The 16288-nt window shown below is 46.7% G+C and carries 13 protein-coding genes; 6 read left to right on the forward strand and 7 right to left on the reverse strand.

Features of this window, described 5'->3' with window-relative positions:
• Position 1: 1 nt before the first annotated feature.
• Genes BW716_RS16190 through BW716_RS16200 form a run of 3 tightly spaced genes read left to right on the forward strand, consistent with a single transcriptional unit; the run spans position 2 to position 3928 of the window.
• Positions 2-1747, forward strand: a complete 1746-nt coding sequence (locus tag BW716_RS16190; protein WP_083723821.1) for a RagB/SusD family nutrient uptake outer membrane protein — start codon at positions 2-4, stop codon at positions 1745-1747.
• Entirely contained in the window at positions 1748-3514 is a 1767-nt protein-coding gene (locus BW716_RS16195; RefSeq protein ID WP_083723819.1) for a rhamnogalacturonan lyase, read from the forward strand.
• Between the two features lie 24 nt (positions 3515-3538).
• Positions 3539-3928: an acyl-CoA thioesterase gene (locus BW716_RS16200; protein ID WP_083723817.1), complete on the forward strand. Its 390-nt coding sequence runs from the start codon at positions 3539-3541 to the stop codon at positions 3926-3928.
• Between the two features lie 108 nt (positions 3929-4036).
• On the opposite strand, the gene BW716_RS16205 is transcribed toward BW716_RS16200, so the two are convergent.
• Positions 4037-4828 carry a dioxygenase gene (locus BW716_RS16205; protein ID WP_083723815.1) on the reverse strand — a complete coding sequence of 264 codons (792 nt, stop codon included), beginning with the start codon at positions 4826-4828 and terminating at the stop codon, positions 4037-4039.
• A gap of 31 nt (positions 4829-4859) precedes the next feature.
• The gene (locus tag BW716_RS16210) at positions 4860-5633 is read right to left on the reverse strand and encodes a TerC family protein (RefSeq protein WP_083723813.1); all 774 of its coding nucleotides are present in this window, start codon (positions 5631-5633) and stop codon (positions 4860-4862) included.
• Positions 5634-5783: 150 nt separating this feature from the next.
• Here BW716_RS16210 and BW716_RS16215 point away from each other — a divergent pair, with 150 nt between their 5' ends.
• Entirely contained in the window at positions 5784-6491 is a 708-nt protein-coding gene (locus tag BW716_RS16215; protein WP_083723811.1) for an HAD family hydrolase, read from the forward strand.
• On the opposite strand, the gene BW716_RS16220 is transcribed toward BW716_RS16215, so the two are convergent.
• Both BW716_RS16220 and BW716_RS16225 read right to left on the reverse strand, forming a co-directional pair.
• A complete protein-coding gene (locus BW716_RS16220; protein ID WP_083723809.1) occupies positions 6463-7203 on the reverse strand; it encodes an ABC transporter permease in 741 nt (246 codons plus the stop codon). The two genes, BW716_RS16215 and BW716_RS16220, sit on opposite strands and share 29 nt — an antisense overlap.
• Before the next feature lie 157 nt (positions 7204-7360).
• A complete protein-coding gene (locus BW716_RS16225) occupies positions 7361-8107 on the reverse strand; it encodes an ABC transporter ATP-binding protein (RefSeq protein ID WP_083723807.1) in 747 nt (248 codons plus the stop codon).
• Positions 8108-8282: 175 nt separating this feature from the next.
• Here BW716_RS16225 and BW716_RS16230 point away from each other — a divergent pair, with 175 nt between their 5' ends.
• Both BW716_RS16230 and BW716_RS16235 read left to right on the forward strand, forming a co-directional pair.
• The gene (locus BW716_RS16230) at positions 8283-10316 is read left to right on the forward strand and encodes a beta-L-arabinofuranosidase domain-containing protein (RefSeq protein WP_083723805.1); all 2034 of its coding nucleotides are present in this window, start codon (positions 8283-8285) and stop codon (positions 10314-10316) included.
• A gap of 21 nt (positions 10317-10337) precedes the next feature.
• Positions 10338-12596 (forward strand): glycoside hydrolase family 78 protein, encoded by a 2259-nt coding sequence (locus tag BW716_RS16235; RefSeq protein WP_083723803.1) that lies wholly within the window; start codon positions 10338-10340, stop codon positions 12594-12596.
• Positions 12597-12646: 50 nt separating this feature from the next.
• On the opposite strand, the gene BW716_RS16240 is transcribed toward BW716_RS16235, so the two are convergent.
• The 3 genes from BW716_RS16240 to BW716_RS16250 form a co-directional block, all read right to left on the reverse strand.
• Positions 12647-13444 carry a hypothetical protein gene (locus BW716_RS16240; RefSeq protein ID WP_083723801.1) on the reverse strand — a complete coding sequence of 266 codons (798 nt, stop codon included), beginning with the start codon at positions 13442-13444 and terminating at the stop codon, positions 12647-12649.
• A gap of 71 nt (positions 13445-13515) precedes the next feature.
• Positions 13516-14151, reverse strand: coding sequence for a response regulator transcription factor (locus BW716_RS16245; protein ID WP_083723799.1), 636 nt, complete (start codon positions 14149-14151; stop codon positions 13516-13518).
• On the reverse strand, positions 14126-16195 hold the full coding sequence (locus BW716_RS16250; RefSeq protein ID WP_083723797.1) for a sensor histidine kinase: 2070 nt from the start codon (positions 16193-16195) through the stop codon (positions 14126-14128). The genes BW716_RS16245 and BW716_RS16250 overlap by 26 nt, the downstream gene beginning before the upstream one ends.
• Positions 16196-16288 lie beyond the last annotated feature (93 nt).

A 16288-nucleotide genomic window follows, 5' to 3' on the forward strand; every position in this document is an offset into this window, starting at 1 on the left:
CATGAAACGATTACTATATACTGGACTGCTTTGCTGTAGCATATTGTGCAGCTGTAAAAAACTATTCGACATCAAACCTGAAGAAGCACTTGATCATTCACAGGTCTACGAAAATGTGAATGATGCAGATGCCGCCGTGATCGGGATTTATGGGAAAGTCATGGGATTGGCAGACAGGTACATGATCCTCAATGAACTGAGAGGCGATCTGGTAGATGTTACTACATCCACAACAGATAAGTATCTGCAGGAACTCAATATCCACGAAGTCAGTGCAGATAATACCTACGCTGATCCCCGCCCATTCTATGAAGTGATCATGAACTGCAACGATGCACTGAAGAACTTCGATGCCATGCTACAGGATAAGCGGATCAGCAATGACGATTATATACTACGCTACGCTGCTGTAGGGGCGATGCGTACCTGGTTATATTTACAATTGGGTATTCACTATGGAGAAATACCTTACATCACTGATCCATTAGAAACTATCGATGCCATTAAGGATGTATCCAAATTTCCCCGTGTCACCTTCAATGAATTGCTGAGTAAACTCATCACCTTTACAGAAGGCTTACCTTACAAATATCCCTTCCCGGCCGGCACCTCATTGCTCATTACAACAGATGGTTATTCCACAGAAAAGTTCTTTATCAATATAAAATGCTTACTCGGCGAGTTGTATCTCTGGAATGGCAATTATACACAGGCAGCAACTAACTACCGTGTCATGATGAACTATGCAGATGTGTTGTACCCAGCCATGAACAGTGAACAATGGTACGAAGTATACAGAGTGGGATATACTGCTAACCTGTCCGGTGCCTTATGGAGCAACATTTTCAGCCAGCCATACGGAGAGCGTTATTCCAATTACGAAATCATCTGGAACCTGCCATTCGACAAGAACTTCACACCAGCTAATCCTTTCATAGAACTCTGTGACAATGTAAGTGGTAGCTACCAGATACGCCCTTCCGACCTGGCGATCGCCAACTGGAATAAGCAATTCAGAAGTGATAATACCCCTATAGACCTGCGGGGGCCGAATATCTCTTTCAAGTATTCAGGTACACAACCAGTCATCAAAAAATACACGTACAACTATACTTCTTTACTACCTTTCGAAACCTCCAGTAAGTGGATACTGTTCCGCGCAGCCGCCCTGCACCTGCACTATGCAGAAGCTGCCAACCGCGACAATCGTGATAAGATCGCCTATGCACTCCTGAATACCGGTATCAAAAATACCTACGACCCTGTGTATATGGCCACTGGTGTAACAGGAGGCGAGGGCCGCAATGTCACCGATATAGAGCAGACAAAGGATGTGCCTCCTTATGACTTTGATGCCCGTGATGGCAACTACCCACAGTTCCGCAATGTCTGGTACCGAAATATAGGGGTACGCGGTAGGGTAGGGCTAAAGTCAGTAAAAGTAGACTCCACCGGTGTATTTGACATGAGTGACCCACTGCTTACCGATAAACCTGTCATAGACAGACCTACACTCACAAACAGGATGGAAGATCTGTTAATAGATGAAGATGGATTGGAACTTGCCTTCGAAGGTTATCGCTGGCCTGACCTGTTGCGTGTTGCACTCCGCAGGCAAGCTACTGATCCTGCCTGGCTGGCTAATAAGATCGCAGCTAAATTTGTAGCTGCCAACGATAGCAGGGCAGAAGCTGTGAGATCAAGATTAATGAACAAAGCAAACTGGTACTTACCTTTTAAATGGTAGATGATGATGCACCTCTTATTTCTTTTATTATTCGCACCCGGTGAAAAACTGGATCGTGGCCTCATTGCTATTCCGCAATCACCTACCCAGACTTTCCTCAGCTGGCGCCTGCTTGACACAGATCCATCTGCTATTACTTTCAATATCTACAGGCAAACAGATGGTCAACTGCAAAAGTTATCTTCCCAGTCTGTCACCAACTATGTGGATAACCACGCCGATATTCACCATACCCATACATATCTGGTCAAATCTGTCATTGGTGGAAAAGAAACCAACACGGCTACTTACACCATCCAGGCAGATGCACCCATTCAGCAATACCTCACTATTCCCCTCAAAACACCACCTGGTTACACACCCAACGATGCCTCGGCCGCGGACCTGGATGGTGATGGCCAATACGAGATCATCCTCCATCAAACCGGCCGGGGCAAAGACAATTCCCAATCCGGCATTACCGATCCGCCCATCTTTCAGGCCTACAAACTGGATGGCACCTTCCTTTGGGAAATTAACCTGGGGCGTAACATCCGCGAAGGCGCCCACTATACCCAGTTCATGGTCTACGACTTAGATGGTGATGGCATTGCCGAATTTGCCTGCAAAACCGCCGATGGCACTATAGATGGCAAAGGGAAGGTAATTGGCGACAGCACAAAAGACTACCGCGATCTGGACCCGACATCCAAATCATTCGGCAGGATCCTGACAGGGCCTGAATACTTTACGATCTTCAGTGGCAAGACCGGCGAAGCACTGGCTACTACCGATTACATCCCCGGTCGTGGCGATATCGGTGGCTGGGGCGGTTATGGAGGCAATGGTGGTACAGACCATTACGGCAATAGGGTAGACCGCTTTCTTGCCTGCGTAGCTTACCTCGATGGCAAGCACCCTAGCGTAGTCATGTGCAGAGGTTACTATGGCCGCATCGTACTCGCTGCCTGGGATTTCCAGGACGGCAAACTCACTTCCCGCTGGGTATTCGATACCAAAGACGGTCGTAGCCCTTACTCCGGTATGGGCAACCACAACCTAAGTGTGGCCGATGTGGATAACGATGGCAAAGACGAGATCATCTATGGCTCCATGTGTGTAGACGATGATGGCAAAGGGCTTTACACCACTGGCCTGCGTCATGGCGATGCCCTGCATGTAGGTGACCTGGATCCCGATCACCCGGGTTTGGAAGTGTTTGGAATTCATGAACTGGAAAATGGCGCCAAAGGCACTGGCGCTGCATTGTACGATGCCCGCACCGGCCAGATCCTGTTCAGGGGTTCCATAGATCAGGATGTAGGTCGTGGGGTCGCTGAAAATATCGATAGCACCCGCAAAGGCGCCCAACTCTGGTGGTCAGGCTCCAAAGGACTCTACGATACAAAAGGCAACCGTATTGGCGATGCGCCCCGCTCTACGAACTTTCTCATCTGGTGGGATGGAGACCTGAGCCGCGAGCTCCTCGATGGCAACCATATCGACAAGTATGGCAGAGGAACCATTTTCACGGCTGAAGGTTGTGTAGCAAATAACGGCACTAAAGCTACACCTACCTTAACGGCGGACCTTTTTGGCGATTGGAGAGAGGAATTAGTCATGAGAACGTCAGATAATCAATCTCTGAGAATTTATACCACAACCATCCCTACCACCCACAGGATCATCACTTTAATGCAGGATCACCAGTACAGAATGAGCATCATATGGCAGAATGTGGGCTATAACCAGCCGCCCCATACAGGGTTTTATCCTGGAAAGTTTTAATTTTGCGTTGCAATAGAATGTGCAATGAATTTTTATACTAGAAAATGGGTAAAACCGGAGGATTTAAATGCTCACGGTTCTTTGTTCGGCGGTAGTTTATTATCCTGGATCGATGAAGAGGCCGCCATATACGCCATCATCCAGTTAGGTACCAACCGTTGTGTGACTAAGTACATGTCTGAAATCAATTTCATCAGCTCCGCCAAGCAGGGGGATATCCTGGAATTAGGTATCAAGGCAGTGCACTTTGGTAACACCTCTCTGACCCTTACCTGCGAAGCCCGTAACAAAATTACCAAGAAGAGCATCCTGACCATCGATAAGATGGTATTTGTGAGTGTAGATGAGAATGGTAAACCACTGGCACACGGCAAGACGGAGATTACCTATACCGACGAGCGCCTGCGCGAATAATACCCGCGTATTTTACAATTTCATAATCGTTACTAACTTGTAGAAGATCATCCTTTTACAGGATGAAAAGTCTGCTGACTTTACTATTCAAATAGAAAAGAAGGTGAATCATCCCACTCTGAAGCATCGCATACTGAATGCTGAAAATACTTCTTCATAAGTGTATTGAATATTCTCATGCTTATCTGCCATTGCAATGGCATACAGCATGGGAATATAATGATCTGTGGTAGGAACTGCTTTCAAGGCGATCTTACCCAGATTATTATAGTAAAACAAACTACCGAAATCCCGTTCGTCAATTCGCTTTTTTACCCATTCATCGAACTCAATCGCCCATGAATAAGGTTTCGCTTTGAAAAATCCCTTTTCAAGGTTATGTACAATATTGCCACTCCCAATGATCAGTACACCTTTTTCCCGCAGCGGTTTCAGGTACTGCGCCAGTTTCCAGTGGTAATCCAGTCGTTGTGCCATGGGGATACTTAACTCCATCACCGGTACATCCATCTCAGGCGCCATGTGTCGCAATACTGAAAATGCACCGTGGTCCATATCCGTACTTTCGTCCACGGTCACCTGCGGCACTTTATCTTTAAAGGCGGTGGCACCGTATACGCTGTAGTAAGGGCAATTGAAATGTCCGGGTACTTTCAGGTAAGATTCTTCGGCGGTGAGGTAATGTGCCGAAATCACCATGATGGCTGTGGGCTTGCGGGGGAGTTCTTTCCCCATTTTGGCGAGGGCCTGCGTAAAAGGATTATCCCGGAAAGCATTCTCAGGATCGCCATGTCCTACAAAAAATACAGGCATTTTCTCCGTTGGCTGGAACATACCTGGCAGGTTCAGCGCCTTTTCTATCTGTGAAGAGTAAGGCAAAAATGGCAGCAATGCTGCCATTTTGATAAATGATTTCCGATGCACTGTTCTATTATAATTTCGTCTGTTTGAGCTTTACCGGATGAGCGCTCTTTGCACGCATTTTCAGATTTAATAATTCGATAAATACGGAGAACGCCATCGCAAAGTAAATATACCCCTTTGGAATGTGCTGATCAAATGCTTCTGCCAGTAATGACACACCGATGAGTAGCAGGAAGGACAGTGCCAGCATTTTCACGGTAGGATGTATGTTCACAAATTTACTGATCCCTTCTGATGCCAGCAGCATAATACCGACAGCAATGATCACGGCCGCGATCATAATTTCAATATGATCTGCCATGCCCACAGCGGTGATCACAGAATCCAGGGAGAAGACAATATCCAGGAGTAAGATCTGGATGATCGTCTGTGAAAAACTGGTTACTTTAGGCGTATTGGTAGTATGCTCTCCGCCTTCCAGTTTCTCATGAATTTCTGATGTGCTTTTGTAAATCAAAAAGAGACCACCAATGAGCAGAATGAGATCCCTGCCAGAGATTTCCGCCATTTCCAGCCACTTAGGATTTTGAATGCCAATCCAGTTACCCGGATTGAAAAGCGGGGCTGTCAATGACATGATCCAGCTGATAGACATCAATAAGCCAATGCGGATAAACATGGCCAGGGTCAAACCCAGCCTCCGGGCTTTTTTTTGTTGTTCTTCCGGCAGCTTGCCGGCAAGGATAGAAATAAATACAATGTTGTCTATACCCAAAACAATTTCGAGTACGCTTAAGGTTAACAGGCTGATAAGAGAATCAACTGTAAACAAATTTTCCATGACAGTAGGTTTAATTTAGTTCGCAGGGGCAAGATAGGTCAGAAAAAAATCAGTTTACCGAAGGCGTATTGATTTTTTTTGCAATCTCTTCACTGCACCCGATTCTCCATCAAAAAGAATTATTTTAGTATTGTAACCCGTTGTTAACTTATGAGTATAAAAGTAATCGCATTCGATGCAGACGATACACTCTGGGTCAATGAACCCTATTTTCGTGAAACAGAGAACGAGTTCTGCCAACTAATGGAAGCCTACCTGCCCCAGCACACTGTAGCCAGGGAACTGTTGCACACAGAAATCAAGAACCTCACCCTTTATGGGTATGGTATCAAAGGATTCATGCTTTCCATGATTGAGACAGCTCTTACTGTCAGCAATAATACCATCGACATCACTGCCGTTGACAAGATCATCACCTATGGCAAGGCGTTATTGGCACGCCCTATCGTAGTACTGGATGGTGTGGAAGAAGTATTGCAATCACTAAAAGGTGATTATCGGCTGGTAGTAGCTACCAAGGGAGACCTGCTGGACCAGGAACGGAAACTTAAAAACTCCGGCCTGGATCATTACTTCCACCATGTAGAAGTAATGTCCGAAAAGCAACCGAAGGACTATAAGAAGTTATTGAAACACCTGGACATCCAGCCAGAACAATTCCTGATGATAGGCAATAGTCTGAAGTCGGATGTACTGCCGGTACTGGATTTAGGTGGTCATGCTATCCATATTCCTTTTCACACTACCTGGGCGCATGAACATATAGATGTGCACATAGACAGCCCTAACTTCAGGCAGGTGGAACAGATACTGGATATATTGCCAATGTTTATTTCACCGCCCAGCGAAATTTCCTGATACCGATTCCGGCAAAAACGACCGCATAGATCAGGCAGAACGCCAGCGCCTGGGTACTAATCATATCCCAGTGTCCTGGCTGCATGCCTGTACTGATGATCGCCTTCACTGTTCCATAAGGTGACCAGATGGACACCGTTTTAAATTTATCACCCAGTGTACCCAGTTCACCCAGCATACCTACCATGATAAACACAAAGTAGATCATCCTGGTAGCGCCATTCACTGACTCTGGATTGGTGATAAGCCCCGTGATCAGTTGGCCGAGACTCAGGTAAACAGCACCACCTATCAAAGCGGTAAAGAAGGTGACCACATAACCCTGTGTAGAAATCGTGATGCCATCAAAATAATAACCACTCACGAAAATTAGGATCGTTAACACAAAGATCATCATGAGCTGCACGAGCAACTTGCTGGCCATAATCAATGCAGGGTTAAAAGGGGCGACCCGTAGCCGCTGGAACACGCCTTTGTCCCTGTCGCGGGTTATGGTGGCTGAGTAGCCCATGAGGCCAATGGAGATCAAACCTAAAGTGAGGCAGGTACTTAATACGAAGTAAGGGCCGATTTTGGCAACTGCATTTTTCCAGCAGAAGAGGATAAATACAGGGATCAGCAGGACCATGAAAACCGCTCTGCGGTTACGCCATTGAATAAGAAGGTCTGCTTTGAATAAGGCTTTGAAAACATTAGTAGAAGAAGGTAGCATATAAAAGAATATTTTGTTTCATTTAAAAGCCGGCCGCAGGCCACGCCTCGGGTCTGACCAAAAAGATTATCCCCTCTCGGGTAGGTGATGGAGCCGAAATTGCTTTTACGCAATTCTGAACGCCTTCGTTTTACTTTTTAGTCAGGCCCGAATATTTCTAAAATCTAACCGCCCGTCCGGTCAGGGCAATAAATACATCCTCGAGTGTAATCTTCCCTTTCCTTGATACACTCACCACCTCCGGATCATCCCTATATTTCTCTATCAACCCCTCTGGCGTATCAATCGTCAACACCCTTCCATGATCAATAATTGCCAATCTATCACACACTGCCTCTGCCTCCTCCATACTATGTGTAGTCAACACCACCCCATTCCCGTTTTCCCTGATAGCCTCTATCTTCTCCCACAGGTTTCTCCTCGATTGTGGGTCCAGCCCTGTCGTTGGTTCATCCAGCAACACCAGTTTAGGATTGTGAATAGTAGTAATAAGCAAACTCACCCTTTGTTGCTGTCCTCCTGACAATTCAGACATTTTCTTATGGGGAGGTATTTCTCCCAGCTTTTCCAACCGTGGTTCCACCCCATATAATCCTGCATACAAACTAACGATCTCCGCCACTGTCAGCTCCGGTTGAAAACTGGTGCTTTGCAGTTGTACCCCCATATTAGCTTTTGCAAGCAGCGGCTGCTGTCGTATATCATAACCGGCTATATGGACCTGCCCGGATTGTGGACGAAGTAAACCTTCAATCGCGCTAAGTGTACTGGTTTTCCCGGCCCCATTCGGACCGAGCAACCCAAAGATTTCACCTGCCTTTACATCGAACGAAACATCCTGTACGGCGTGCAGGGAACCATACCTGACATTAAGCCCGGATACGGTGAGGATACTGTTTTCCATGAGAGTGAATTATTAAACAAATATGCTATTGTTCCGGTAAAAGCACAATAGAAGGGAGGTTAATACGACTAATATTGCCGGTGAAAATAGGGTTAACTTCGGTAAACATTATATTTTTACCGCTTATTTTTCTACCTTACCTCCTCACGTTATTATTGTACTCAAGTCTCAACGAATGAAAATCAATTTCCTCGCGGGTTGTACCCTTGCCGTATTATCCATACTCCCGGCAAGGGCCCACATCTCTCCACACGCGGCTTCCTATCATCCCCCCGTGTACACCACCCTACCTCTTGGTAGCATCAAGCCAGCCGGTTGGCTCCGCCACCAGCTCCTCATCATGCGGGACGGCTCCACAGGTCACCTGGACGAATACTATGCTAAATTAAAAAACGACAATGGCTGGCTCGGCGGCAAAGGCGACGGCTGGGAAGAAACGCCCTACTGGCTTGACGGCGCCCTTCCCCTCGCTTATCTCCTTGACGACAAAGCATTAAAAGAAAAAGTTCTCCGCTACGTCAACTGGACCCTCGACCACCAGCGCCCCAGCGGCTACTTCGGCCCCCTTACCGGTGCTGAAAGAGAAAAACACATCAGCGTAGAAGTTGCCAACGCCAACGACGGCGACGACTGGTGGCCCAAAATGGTCATGCTCAAAGTACTGCAACAATACTACTCCGCCACCGGCGATCAGCGTGTCATCACCTTCATGACCAAATACTTCCAGTACCAGCAGAAAGCCCTCGACATTGCCCCCATTGGCAAATGGACTGACTGGGCAGCTTCCAGAGGTGCGGACAATGTAATGATAGCCCAATGGCTCTACAGCATCACCAAAGATCCCTCCCTCTTACAACTGGCAGACAAGATCGAACAGCAATCCTTTCCCTGGACCCGCTGGATGGGTGGCCATGAATGGGTGATCAGCACCACCACCTATGCCCACATGGGAAACTGGATGAACCGCCACGGTGTGAACGTAGCCATGGCCCTGAAATCGCCCGCTATCAACTACCAGCGTACCGGCGATCCGCAGGACTTACAGGCACTCCACACCGGCTGGCATGACCTCATGACCGTTCATGGTCTGCCCATGGGCATCTTCAGCGGCGATGAAGACCTGAATGGTAATGAACCTACTCAGGGCATTGAGCTCTGCGCCATCGTAGAAGCCATGTACTCATTGGAAAACATCATCTCCATCACCGGCGATGTTCACTACATGGATGCATTGGAAAAAATGGCCTTCAACGCCCTGCCTACGCAGACAACGGATGACTATAATAACAAACAATACTTTCAGGTAGCCAACCAGGTACAGATCAGCAAAGGCGTATTCGATTTCTCCCTGCCTTTTAGCAGAGAAATGTGTAACGTACTCGGTCCCAGAAGCGGCTATACCTGCTGCCTTGCAAATATGCATCAGGGCTGGACAAAGTTCACTGCTCAACTCTGGTACAGCACACCAGACAACGGCATTGCCGCCCTGTCTTATGCACCTAATGACCTGACCACCAAAGTTGGCGCAGCGCAAACGGAAGTGACGATACATGAAGCCACTACCTATCCTTTCAATGATGAGATCAGCTTCACGCTCTCATTGAAAAAAGCAGCGAGCTTCCCATTACAGTTACGCATCCCTGCATGGTGTAAAGAAGCTACCATTCTCCTGAATGGACAGCCACTCCGAAAGGACACAGGCAATCAGGTGATCACCATCAACCGTAGCTGGAAAAACAACGACAAACTGGTATTACAATTACCAATGGATATCACCACTACCGTATGGGGCCGACATTCCCGCGCCATAGAAAGAGGCCCACTGGTATACGCCCTGAAACTGAATGAAAGATGGGAGAAAGCGACGGACGAAGTAGAAGGCGAATACTTCAGTGTATATCCTACAGACAAATGGAACTATGCGCTGATCAGGGACAATGTGGATAAACCTGCTGCTCATTTTAAAGCAGCTGTGGTAAAACAGGTAGACGACCAGTTCGTATGGAATCTGGCACATGCTCCTGTCACCATCACCGTACCGGCCAAATCCATCCCTTCCTGGAAAGAACTGAATGGTGTGGCCTTTCAGCCACCTACCGACAGGGAAGGTATTTACAAAGGAAAAGTAGACAATACAGTACAGGATATTACGCTCGTGCCTTATGGTTGTACCAAAGTACGCATTGTAGCTTTCCCTGTAGTGCCATAAATCACAAAAAAAACAGAAACCTTGCAACGTATTTTATTTTGCCTGCTATGTTGCCTGCCCGGTTTCCTGTATGCACAGGTCAACTGGTCAGGTAGCTGGATCACGAATACCACAGATACCACTATCACAAAAGCACCTTTTTTCAGGAAAGTATTTCATACGGGTAAGCCATTGCAAAGTGCAGTCGCTTACGTATCCGGTGTAGGGTATCATGTGTTGTATGTAAACGGAAAACCTGTCACCGATGCCGTGCTGGAACAGGGCTATACCCGCTATGACAAAAGATTGCTGTACAACACCTACGACATTACCGCCCTGTTGGCTAATGGAGACAACGTCGTAGCAGCAGAACTGGGAAATGGTTGGTACAATGTACAATCCCATGCAGTATGGGAATTTCACAAAGCACCGTGGCGCAATACACCCCGCATGCTCATCAACATCCTGCTCACCTACAAAGATGGTAGTAAAGAAACCATCGTTACGGATCGCAGCTGGAAGTGCACCACCGGACCTAGCCAGTACAACAACCTGTACACCGGCGAAATCTACGATGCCCGGGCAGAACTACCGGGCTGGAACAAGCTGGGGTACAATGATGCCAGCTGGCAGACCGCCCTTGAAACCCATTCTCCCGGTGGTGTACTGGTGCCACAGGAAATGCCTTCTATTAAGATCATCAGGCGTATCAAACCTGTAAGTGTAAAACAGGTAGATAAGGATGAATATCTCTTCGATATGGGTCAGAACTTTGCCGGCGTTGTGACCCTAAAAGTAAAAGGTACAGCAGGTACTAAAGTGACCCTTTCCTACAGAGAGGTATTGAAAGATGGTAAAATAGACCTTGCTCATAACACAGAACACATGCGTAGCTGGCCGGGTGAACTGCCTTTCCAGACAGATGTGTATATCTTAAAAGGGAACGGTGGTATCGAAACTTTCACACCACAATTCACCTATCATGGCTTTCAGTATGTATCAGTAAAAACTGATGCAAAACTGGATAAGAACGCCATCGAAGGCTTATTCTACAGTACAGACTTTGAAGAAGCCGGTCATTTCACCAGCTCTGATCCTATGATCAATAAGCTGTACGAAGCAGCCCGTCAATCTTACAGAAGCAATTTCCTCAGTATTCCTACCGACTGTCCGCAGCGTGAAAAGAACGGCTGGACGGCTGATGCGCATATCTCCGCAGAAATCGGTCTGTGGAATTACAAATCTGCACCGGGTTATCGCAAGTGGCTGAATGACATCCGGGATGCGCAGACACCGGATGGATCTATTCCAGGTATCGTTCCTTCCAATGGCTGGGGCTATGACCGCAAGGACTTTACCTTTGGTCCGGCATGGGGTAGTGCACTGCCCATCATCACCTGGTATTTATACCTCTATGAAGGCGACACCGCTGCGATAAGAGAGAACTACGATGCGATCAAAAAATACACTGACCTGCTCACCAGCGAAGCGCAGAACCATATCTTCAAAATGGGCCTGGGCGACTGGATGTCATTGGTAGAAACCCCCGTGCCATTTACATCTACAGCTTGTTATTACACCGACGCGGTGCTGGTGTCTAAAATGGCACGTGTATTAGGTAAAGACGAAGATGTGACTGCATATACTGCACTGGCAGAAAAGATCAGTGCTGCTTTCAACAAGGAATATTATAATACGCAGACCATGCAGTACAATGTGACTACTGCCACGGCTCTCAGTACCACTGTATACCACGGGCTGGTGCCTGAGCCTGCGTTGACTAAAACAGTAGAGCAACTGGCAAAGAAGATCACAGACAACCATTATCATGCTGATTTCGGCGTATTAGGTACCAAATATGTGCTGCCTTCACTCAGTGATAACGGACATGTAGAACTGGCTATGAAAATGCTGACAGATACAGGTTATGCAGGTTGGGCACACTGGATTGCAAACGGTGCCACTTCCTTGTTCGAAGACTGGCCGGGGGAATTCTCACACAATCATATCTTCTTTGGAGACTATTGTGCTTGGTTCTACAAAACATTGGCGGGTATCCGTCCGGATGAAACAGCGCCCGGGTTTAAGCATTTCTTTATTCAACCCTCATTTGTGTCTCAGCTCACTTTTGCAAAGGCTGATTATCAATGCCGCTATGGTAAGATCGTCTCTTCCTGGAAGCGGAATGGGAAACAGGTGATGTTGGAAGTGGAAGTACCCGCAAATACAACCGCGACATTAAAATTACCAGGTAAGAAAGATCAACTTTTACAACCGGGAAAACATAAGCTAACTATATAAAAAAAAGGGTGTAGCACCAGCTACACCCTTTTAAAACAAGTGCTATAACCCTATTTAAATGGATGTGAATAGAAAAACAGATCCGGTTTCTTCCCCTCACTGATCGTCAGGTACCCCTTATTATCCACGCTAATCGTTACCGCTTCTCCTTGTTTTTCACGCACATATGGCAATAAGGTTGCCGGCCGGGCCATCGTCATTTCGATAGCTTCATTGCCTTTACGTCGCCAGTAATAAATATGTGATTCGTCTTTGATAACAATGTGTTCTCCATTCTGCGAAATGTCGCCGGCTGTAATCCAGGTGTAGGGTAAGGTCAGTACCTTTTCCAGCGTCACCTGTTGCTGATCTTTAAAATTGAAGTATTGTGCTGGTACCTTATACAGGCTCACCTGTTTTTCTCTTTTGCTTACAACATAAATACATTTTCCAATCGGATCAATCATTAGTGACTCTGCATCTCTGGCGCCATCAGGAAACCTGATAAAGAGCGCATCCGCATGCACAGATGTTTTATCACCCGGTACGGTCAAAAAATCCGGAAAACGGTAGATCTGCATATCTATGTTCAACGCGTGGTTATTGCCGATATCTCCAACATATACATAGTGTTTGCCGCCGGGGCCAATATTCTCTGCAATATCCTCCCAATCCCTGTTCACTGCCCCTTTCAATTTTACACTGCTGACCAGCTTCCCCTTGCTATTCAGCAGGTATACTTCATTCTTTCCACCACTGTCATTGTGTGTCCAGAAGTATCCCGGTAGGGTAGCACTGGCTGCCAGACCTGAGGCCTCGTCTAATTTATCAGATTTTACTTTTCCTAACACCTGCGGTGTTTGTGCCATAACAGGCAGATTAATAAGCAGTAATATCCCTAGCATTCTCATACTACGATACTACGAATATTTTCTGAGGATCAGACAAGCCCCGTTTGTAAGGCTACTTTTACCAATCCGGCAGTATTCTTAACCTCCAGTTTATGCAACAGGCTGATGCGGTGGTTTTCCACAGTATGCAGGCTAATGAACAATTTATCGGCTATTTCCTGGTTGGTATGTTCATCAATAATTAATTGTAGCACCTCTTTTTCTCGCCTTGTCAGCAGGGTGTTTTTCTTTTCTGCCTTTTTATTGCGAAACAGGTCGTCAATCAGCAGTTGGTTAAGTGCCGGGGATAAGTATTGACCGCCTTGTTGAACGGTCTCTATAGCCTGTATAATCGTCATATCATCGGCATCTTTCAGCAGGTATCCCATACACCCCAGCTTCAGCATTTTTTTGACCTGCAGAATGATGTCGGTACTGCTCAAAACAAGGATCCGTTGTTGTGGATCGCGTTTCAGAATACTGGCTGCCAGTTCCGGTCCACTGAGGTCCGGCAGTTGCATATCCAGTAGTAACACATCCGGGCGGCGGGTTTGAATACCTTGCAGCAGTGCCTGTCCGCTGGTATAGGTATCTATTACTTCCATATTGGGTACACCGCGCATAATAGTGCGGATACCGTTAGCCACTACGGGGTGATCATCAGCAATCGCTAGTGTTATAGGCATGTCGGGTAGTGTTTTGTAAGATGGTAAATTCAATATGGATACTGGTACCAACTTGCGGTTTACTGTCTATATGCAAGGCGCCGTTCAGTGATTGTACACGCTCACGAATGGTTTTCAGGCCCATGCCGTCTACCCGTCCGTTGTGCGCAGGCATACCGTTGCCATTATCTTCCACAGTAATACAGAGTTGGTTATTATAGGCGGTGATCTGTACGATTGCTTGTGAGGCACCTGCATGTTTGAGAATATTATTCACAAGCTCCTGGATAATGCGGTAGAGCGTTAATTCAAAATCTGCGGCCAGGGCTGGCAGGTCACCATAGCTTTCGAAACTGATATTCAATTCATGCCCTTTGCGAATGCGTTCACAAAATAGGCTGGTAGCAGTATTCAGTCCTTCCTGTAATAGAATTTCAGGCATCAGGTTATGCGCGGTTTTACGTAGTTCACTACTGGCTTCTTCCAGTAGTAATAATACTTCTGTAAAGTCTTCTGTCACATCCATCACGGTATGTTTGCGAAAGATGGAACTGAGGCGGGTACGGATTGTGCCCAGCAAACCGCCCATACCATCGTGCAGATCGCGGGCTATGCGGCTGCGTTCCTTTTCTTCGCCGGTGATCATGGCTTGCAGGTTATTGATGCGCATCTCCTGTCGCAGATTACGGATCTTTTCCAGTTGTAAGATCTGCTTTTGTCTGTTATTCCTGTAAAAGAGAAAGGTAAGCAGTGAGATGCCGATCAGGCCAATAGAAAATCCACCGATGAGCAAATTTTTCGTCCTGATCCTGTTTTCATTCCTGGTGATGGCCAGTTGCTTTTCCGCAATTTCCTTGTTCTTATCAGCAATACGGTATTTCATTTCCAGGTCATACCCCATCTGTAATTTCTCCACTTTGATCAGGCTATCCCGCATGTTGGCGTACAGCTTCCTGTTCAGGGACGCTTTGCGATACTCGCCGGTGGCATCAAAGGCATCGGCGATCAGGTTATGACCATGTGCTACCATGGCATGCGCTATGTGGTGCTCCGTGGCATCCTGCAAGGCAGGGGTTAAGATGGTAATTGCTTTCTGATATTGGTGCTGTAACATATAGGCTTCTCCCAGTGCCAGCTGCGCCATCAATTGCTGACGGTCAAAATAACCATGCTGCCCGGCATTCGCTTTTTGCAGCCAATAGATGGCTTTCTCCGGATCTTTATTTTCCAGATAAGTGAGTGCGATATTGACCATGAGCCCTTCTTTCATGACCATAGACATTCTGCCGGCATTACCCAATTGCATGCTGGTAAACAGGTAGTAAAGGGCAGAGTCGTTTTGCTGAATATTTGTATAATAACCAGCCTTGTAATAATATAGCAGCATCAGGCTGGTTGTATCCTTTCTTTCTTTCGCCCCGATCTCCAGTTCGCGGATGTGCTGAAACACTTCCTGTACATGTAAACTATGTTGTACATCCTCATTCAGGTTGAGCCAGAAGTCCATCAGGCTACAATAGACACGCAATTGTACTTTAGGATCTGATCCTACCTGGTCGAGTGCAGCATATCTATAGTAAGCAGAAGAATCGTACCTGCCTTTGAAAAAATAACTTTGTGAAAGCAAAAGATAATTGTTCACTTTCAGTTCCTTTCCTTTCGGATTGTTTTCACAAAACTGCAATGCGAGTCTGGCAAAGTAGATGGACTTTTCTTTTTCTCCGCTAATGTTGTAACAGGCGCTTAGTCCACCCAGTGCTTTGGCAATTCCATTGCCATATTGCAACAGTCGGGCGTCGGCCAGTAGCGCATAATAAATACGTATAGATGTAGCCAGATGTGTATCCCTGTCAGCAGATGCAATGCGCATCATACTATCCACATAGGCACGTGTGTGCGCCGGGCCAAAAGATTCCACCATTGGGTAATGGCCGGGTTCTCCGTGGCTAGGGATGATACTATCATTAGCTACTACAGTCACTGAATGGCCAGTGAGTAGCAACAGTACGAACAGCAACACCATACGGGCGTATTTGCCGTGGTGCAAATCAAATAGGTCTGGCATATTTCAGCATTAAATGGTGCGATCAAGGCACAGTTATCCCTGGTCTCGAACAGTGTGATTATTACATGGTGTCAAGAATACAATTAAAAAGCA

The organism is [Flexibacter] sp. ATCC 35208 (genome assembly GCF_001975825.1).
Taxonomy (GTDB): domain Bacteria; phylum Bacteroidota; class Bacteroidia; order Chitinophagales; family Chitinophagaceae; genus Chitinophaga.

Bases quoted from the DNA above. Each gene is read 5' to 3' on its own strand.
- BW716_RS16215 (WP_083723811.1), top strand. From the start codon at position 5,784: ATGAGTATAAAAGTAATCGCATTCGATGCAGACGATACACTCTGGGTC.
- BW716_RS16230 (WP_083723805.1), top strand. From the start codon at position 8,283: ATGAAAATCAATTTCCTCGCGGGTTGTACCCTTGCCGTATTATCCATA.
- BW716_RS16245 (WP_083723799.1), bottom strand. From the start codon at position 14,151: ATGCCTATAACACTAGCGATTGCTGATGATCACCCCGTAGTGGCTAAC.
- BW716_RS16190 (WP_083723821.1), top strand. From the start codon at position 2: ATGAAACGATTACTATATACTGGACTGCTTTGCTGTAGCATATTGTGC.
- BW716_RS16195 (WP_083723819.1), top strand. From the start codon at position 1,748: ATGATGATGCACCTCTTATTTCTTTTATTATTCGCACCCGGTGAAAAA.
- BW716_RS16220 (WP_083723809.1), bottom strand. From the start codon at position 7,203: ATGCTACCTTCTTCTACTAATGTTTTCAAAGCCTTATTCAAAGCAGAC.
- BW716_RS16225 (WP_083723807.1), bottom strand. From the start codon at position 8,107: ATGGAAAACAGTATCCTCACCGTATCCGGGCTTAATGTCAGGTATGGT.
- BW716_RS16250 (WP_083723797.1), bottom strand. From the start codon at position 16,195: ATGCCAGACCTATTTGATTTGCACCACGGCAAATACGCCCGTATGGTG.
- BW716_RS16205 (WP_083723815.1), bottom strand. From the start codon at position 4,828: ATGGCAGCATTGCTGCCATTTTTGCCTTACTCTTCACAGATAGAAAAG.
- BW716_RS16240 (WP_083723801.1), bottom strand. From the start codon at position 13,444: ATGGCACAAACACCGCAGGTGTTAGGAAAAGTAAAATCTGATAAATTA.
- BW716_RS16200 (WP_083723817.1), top strand. From the start codon at position 3,539: ATGAATTTTTATACTAGAAAATGGGTAAAACCGGAGGATTTAAATGCT.
- BW716_RS16210 (WP_083723813.1), bottom strand. From the start codon at position 5,633: ATGGAAAATTTGTTTACAGTTGATTCTCTTATCAGCCTGTTAACCTTA.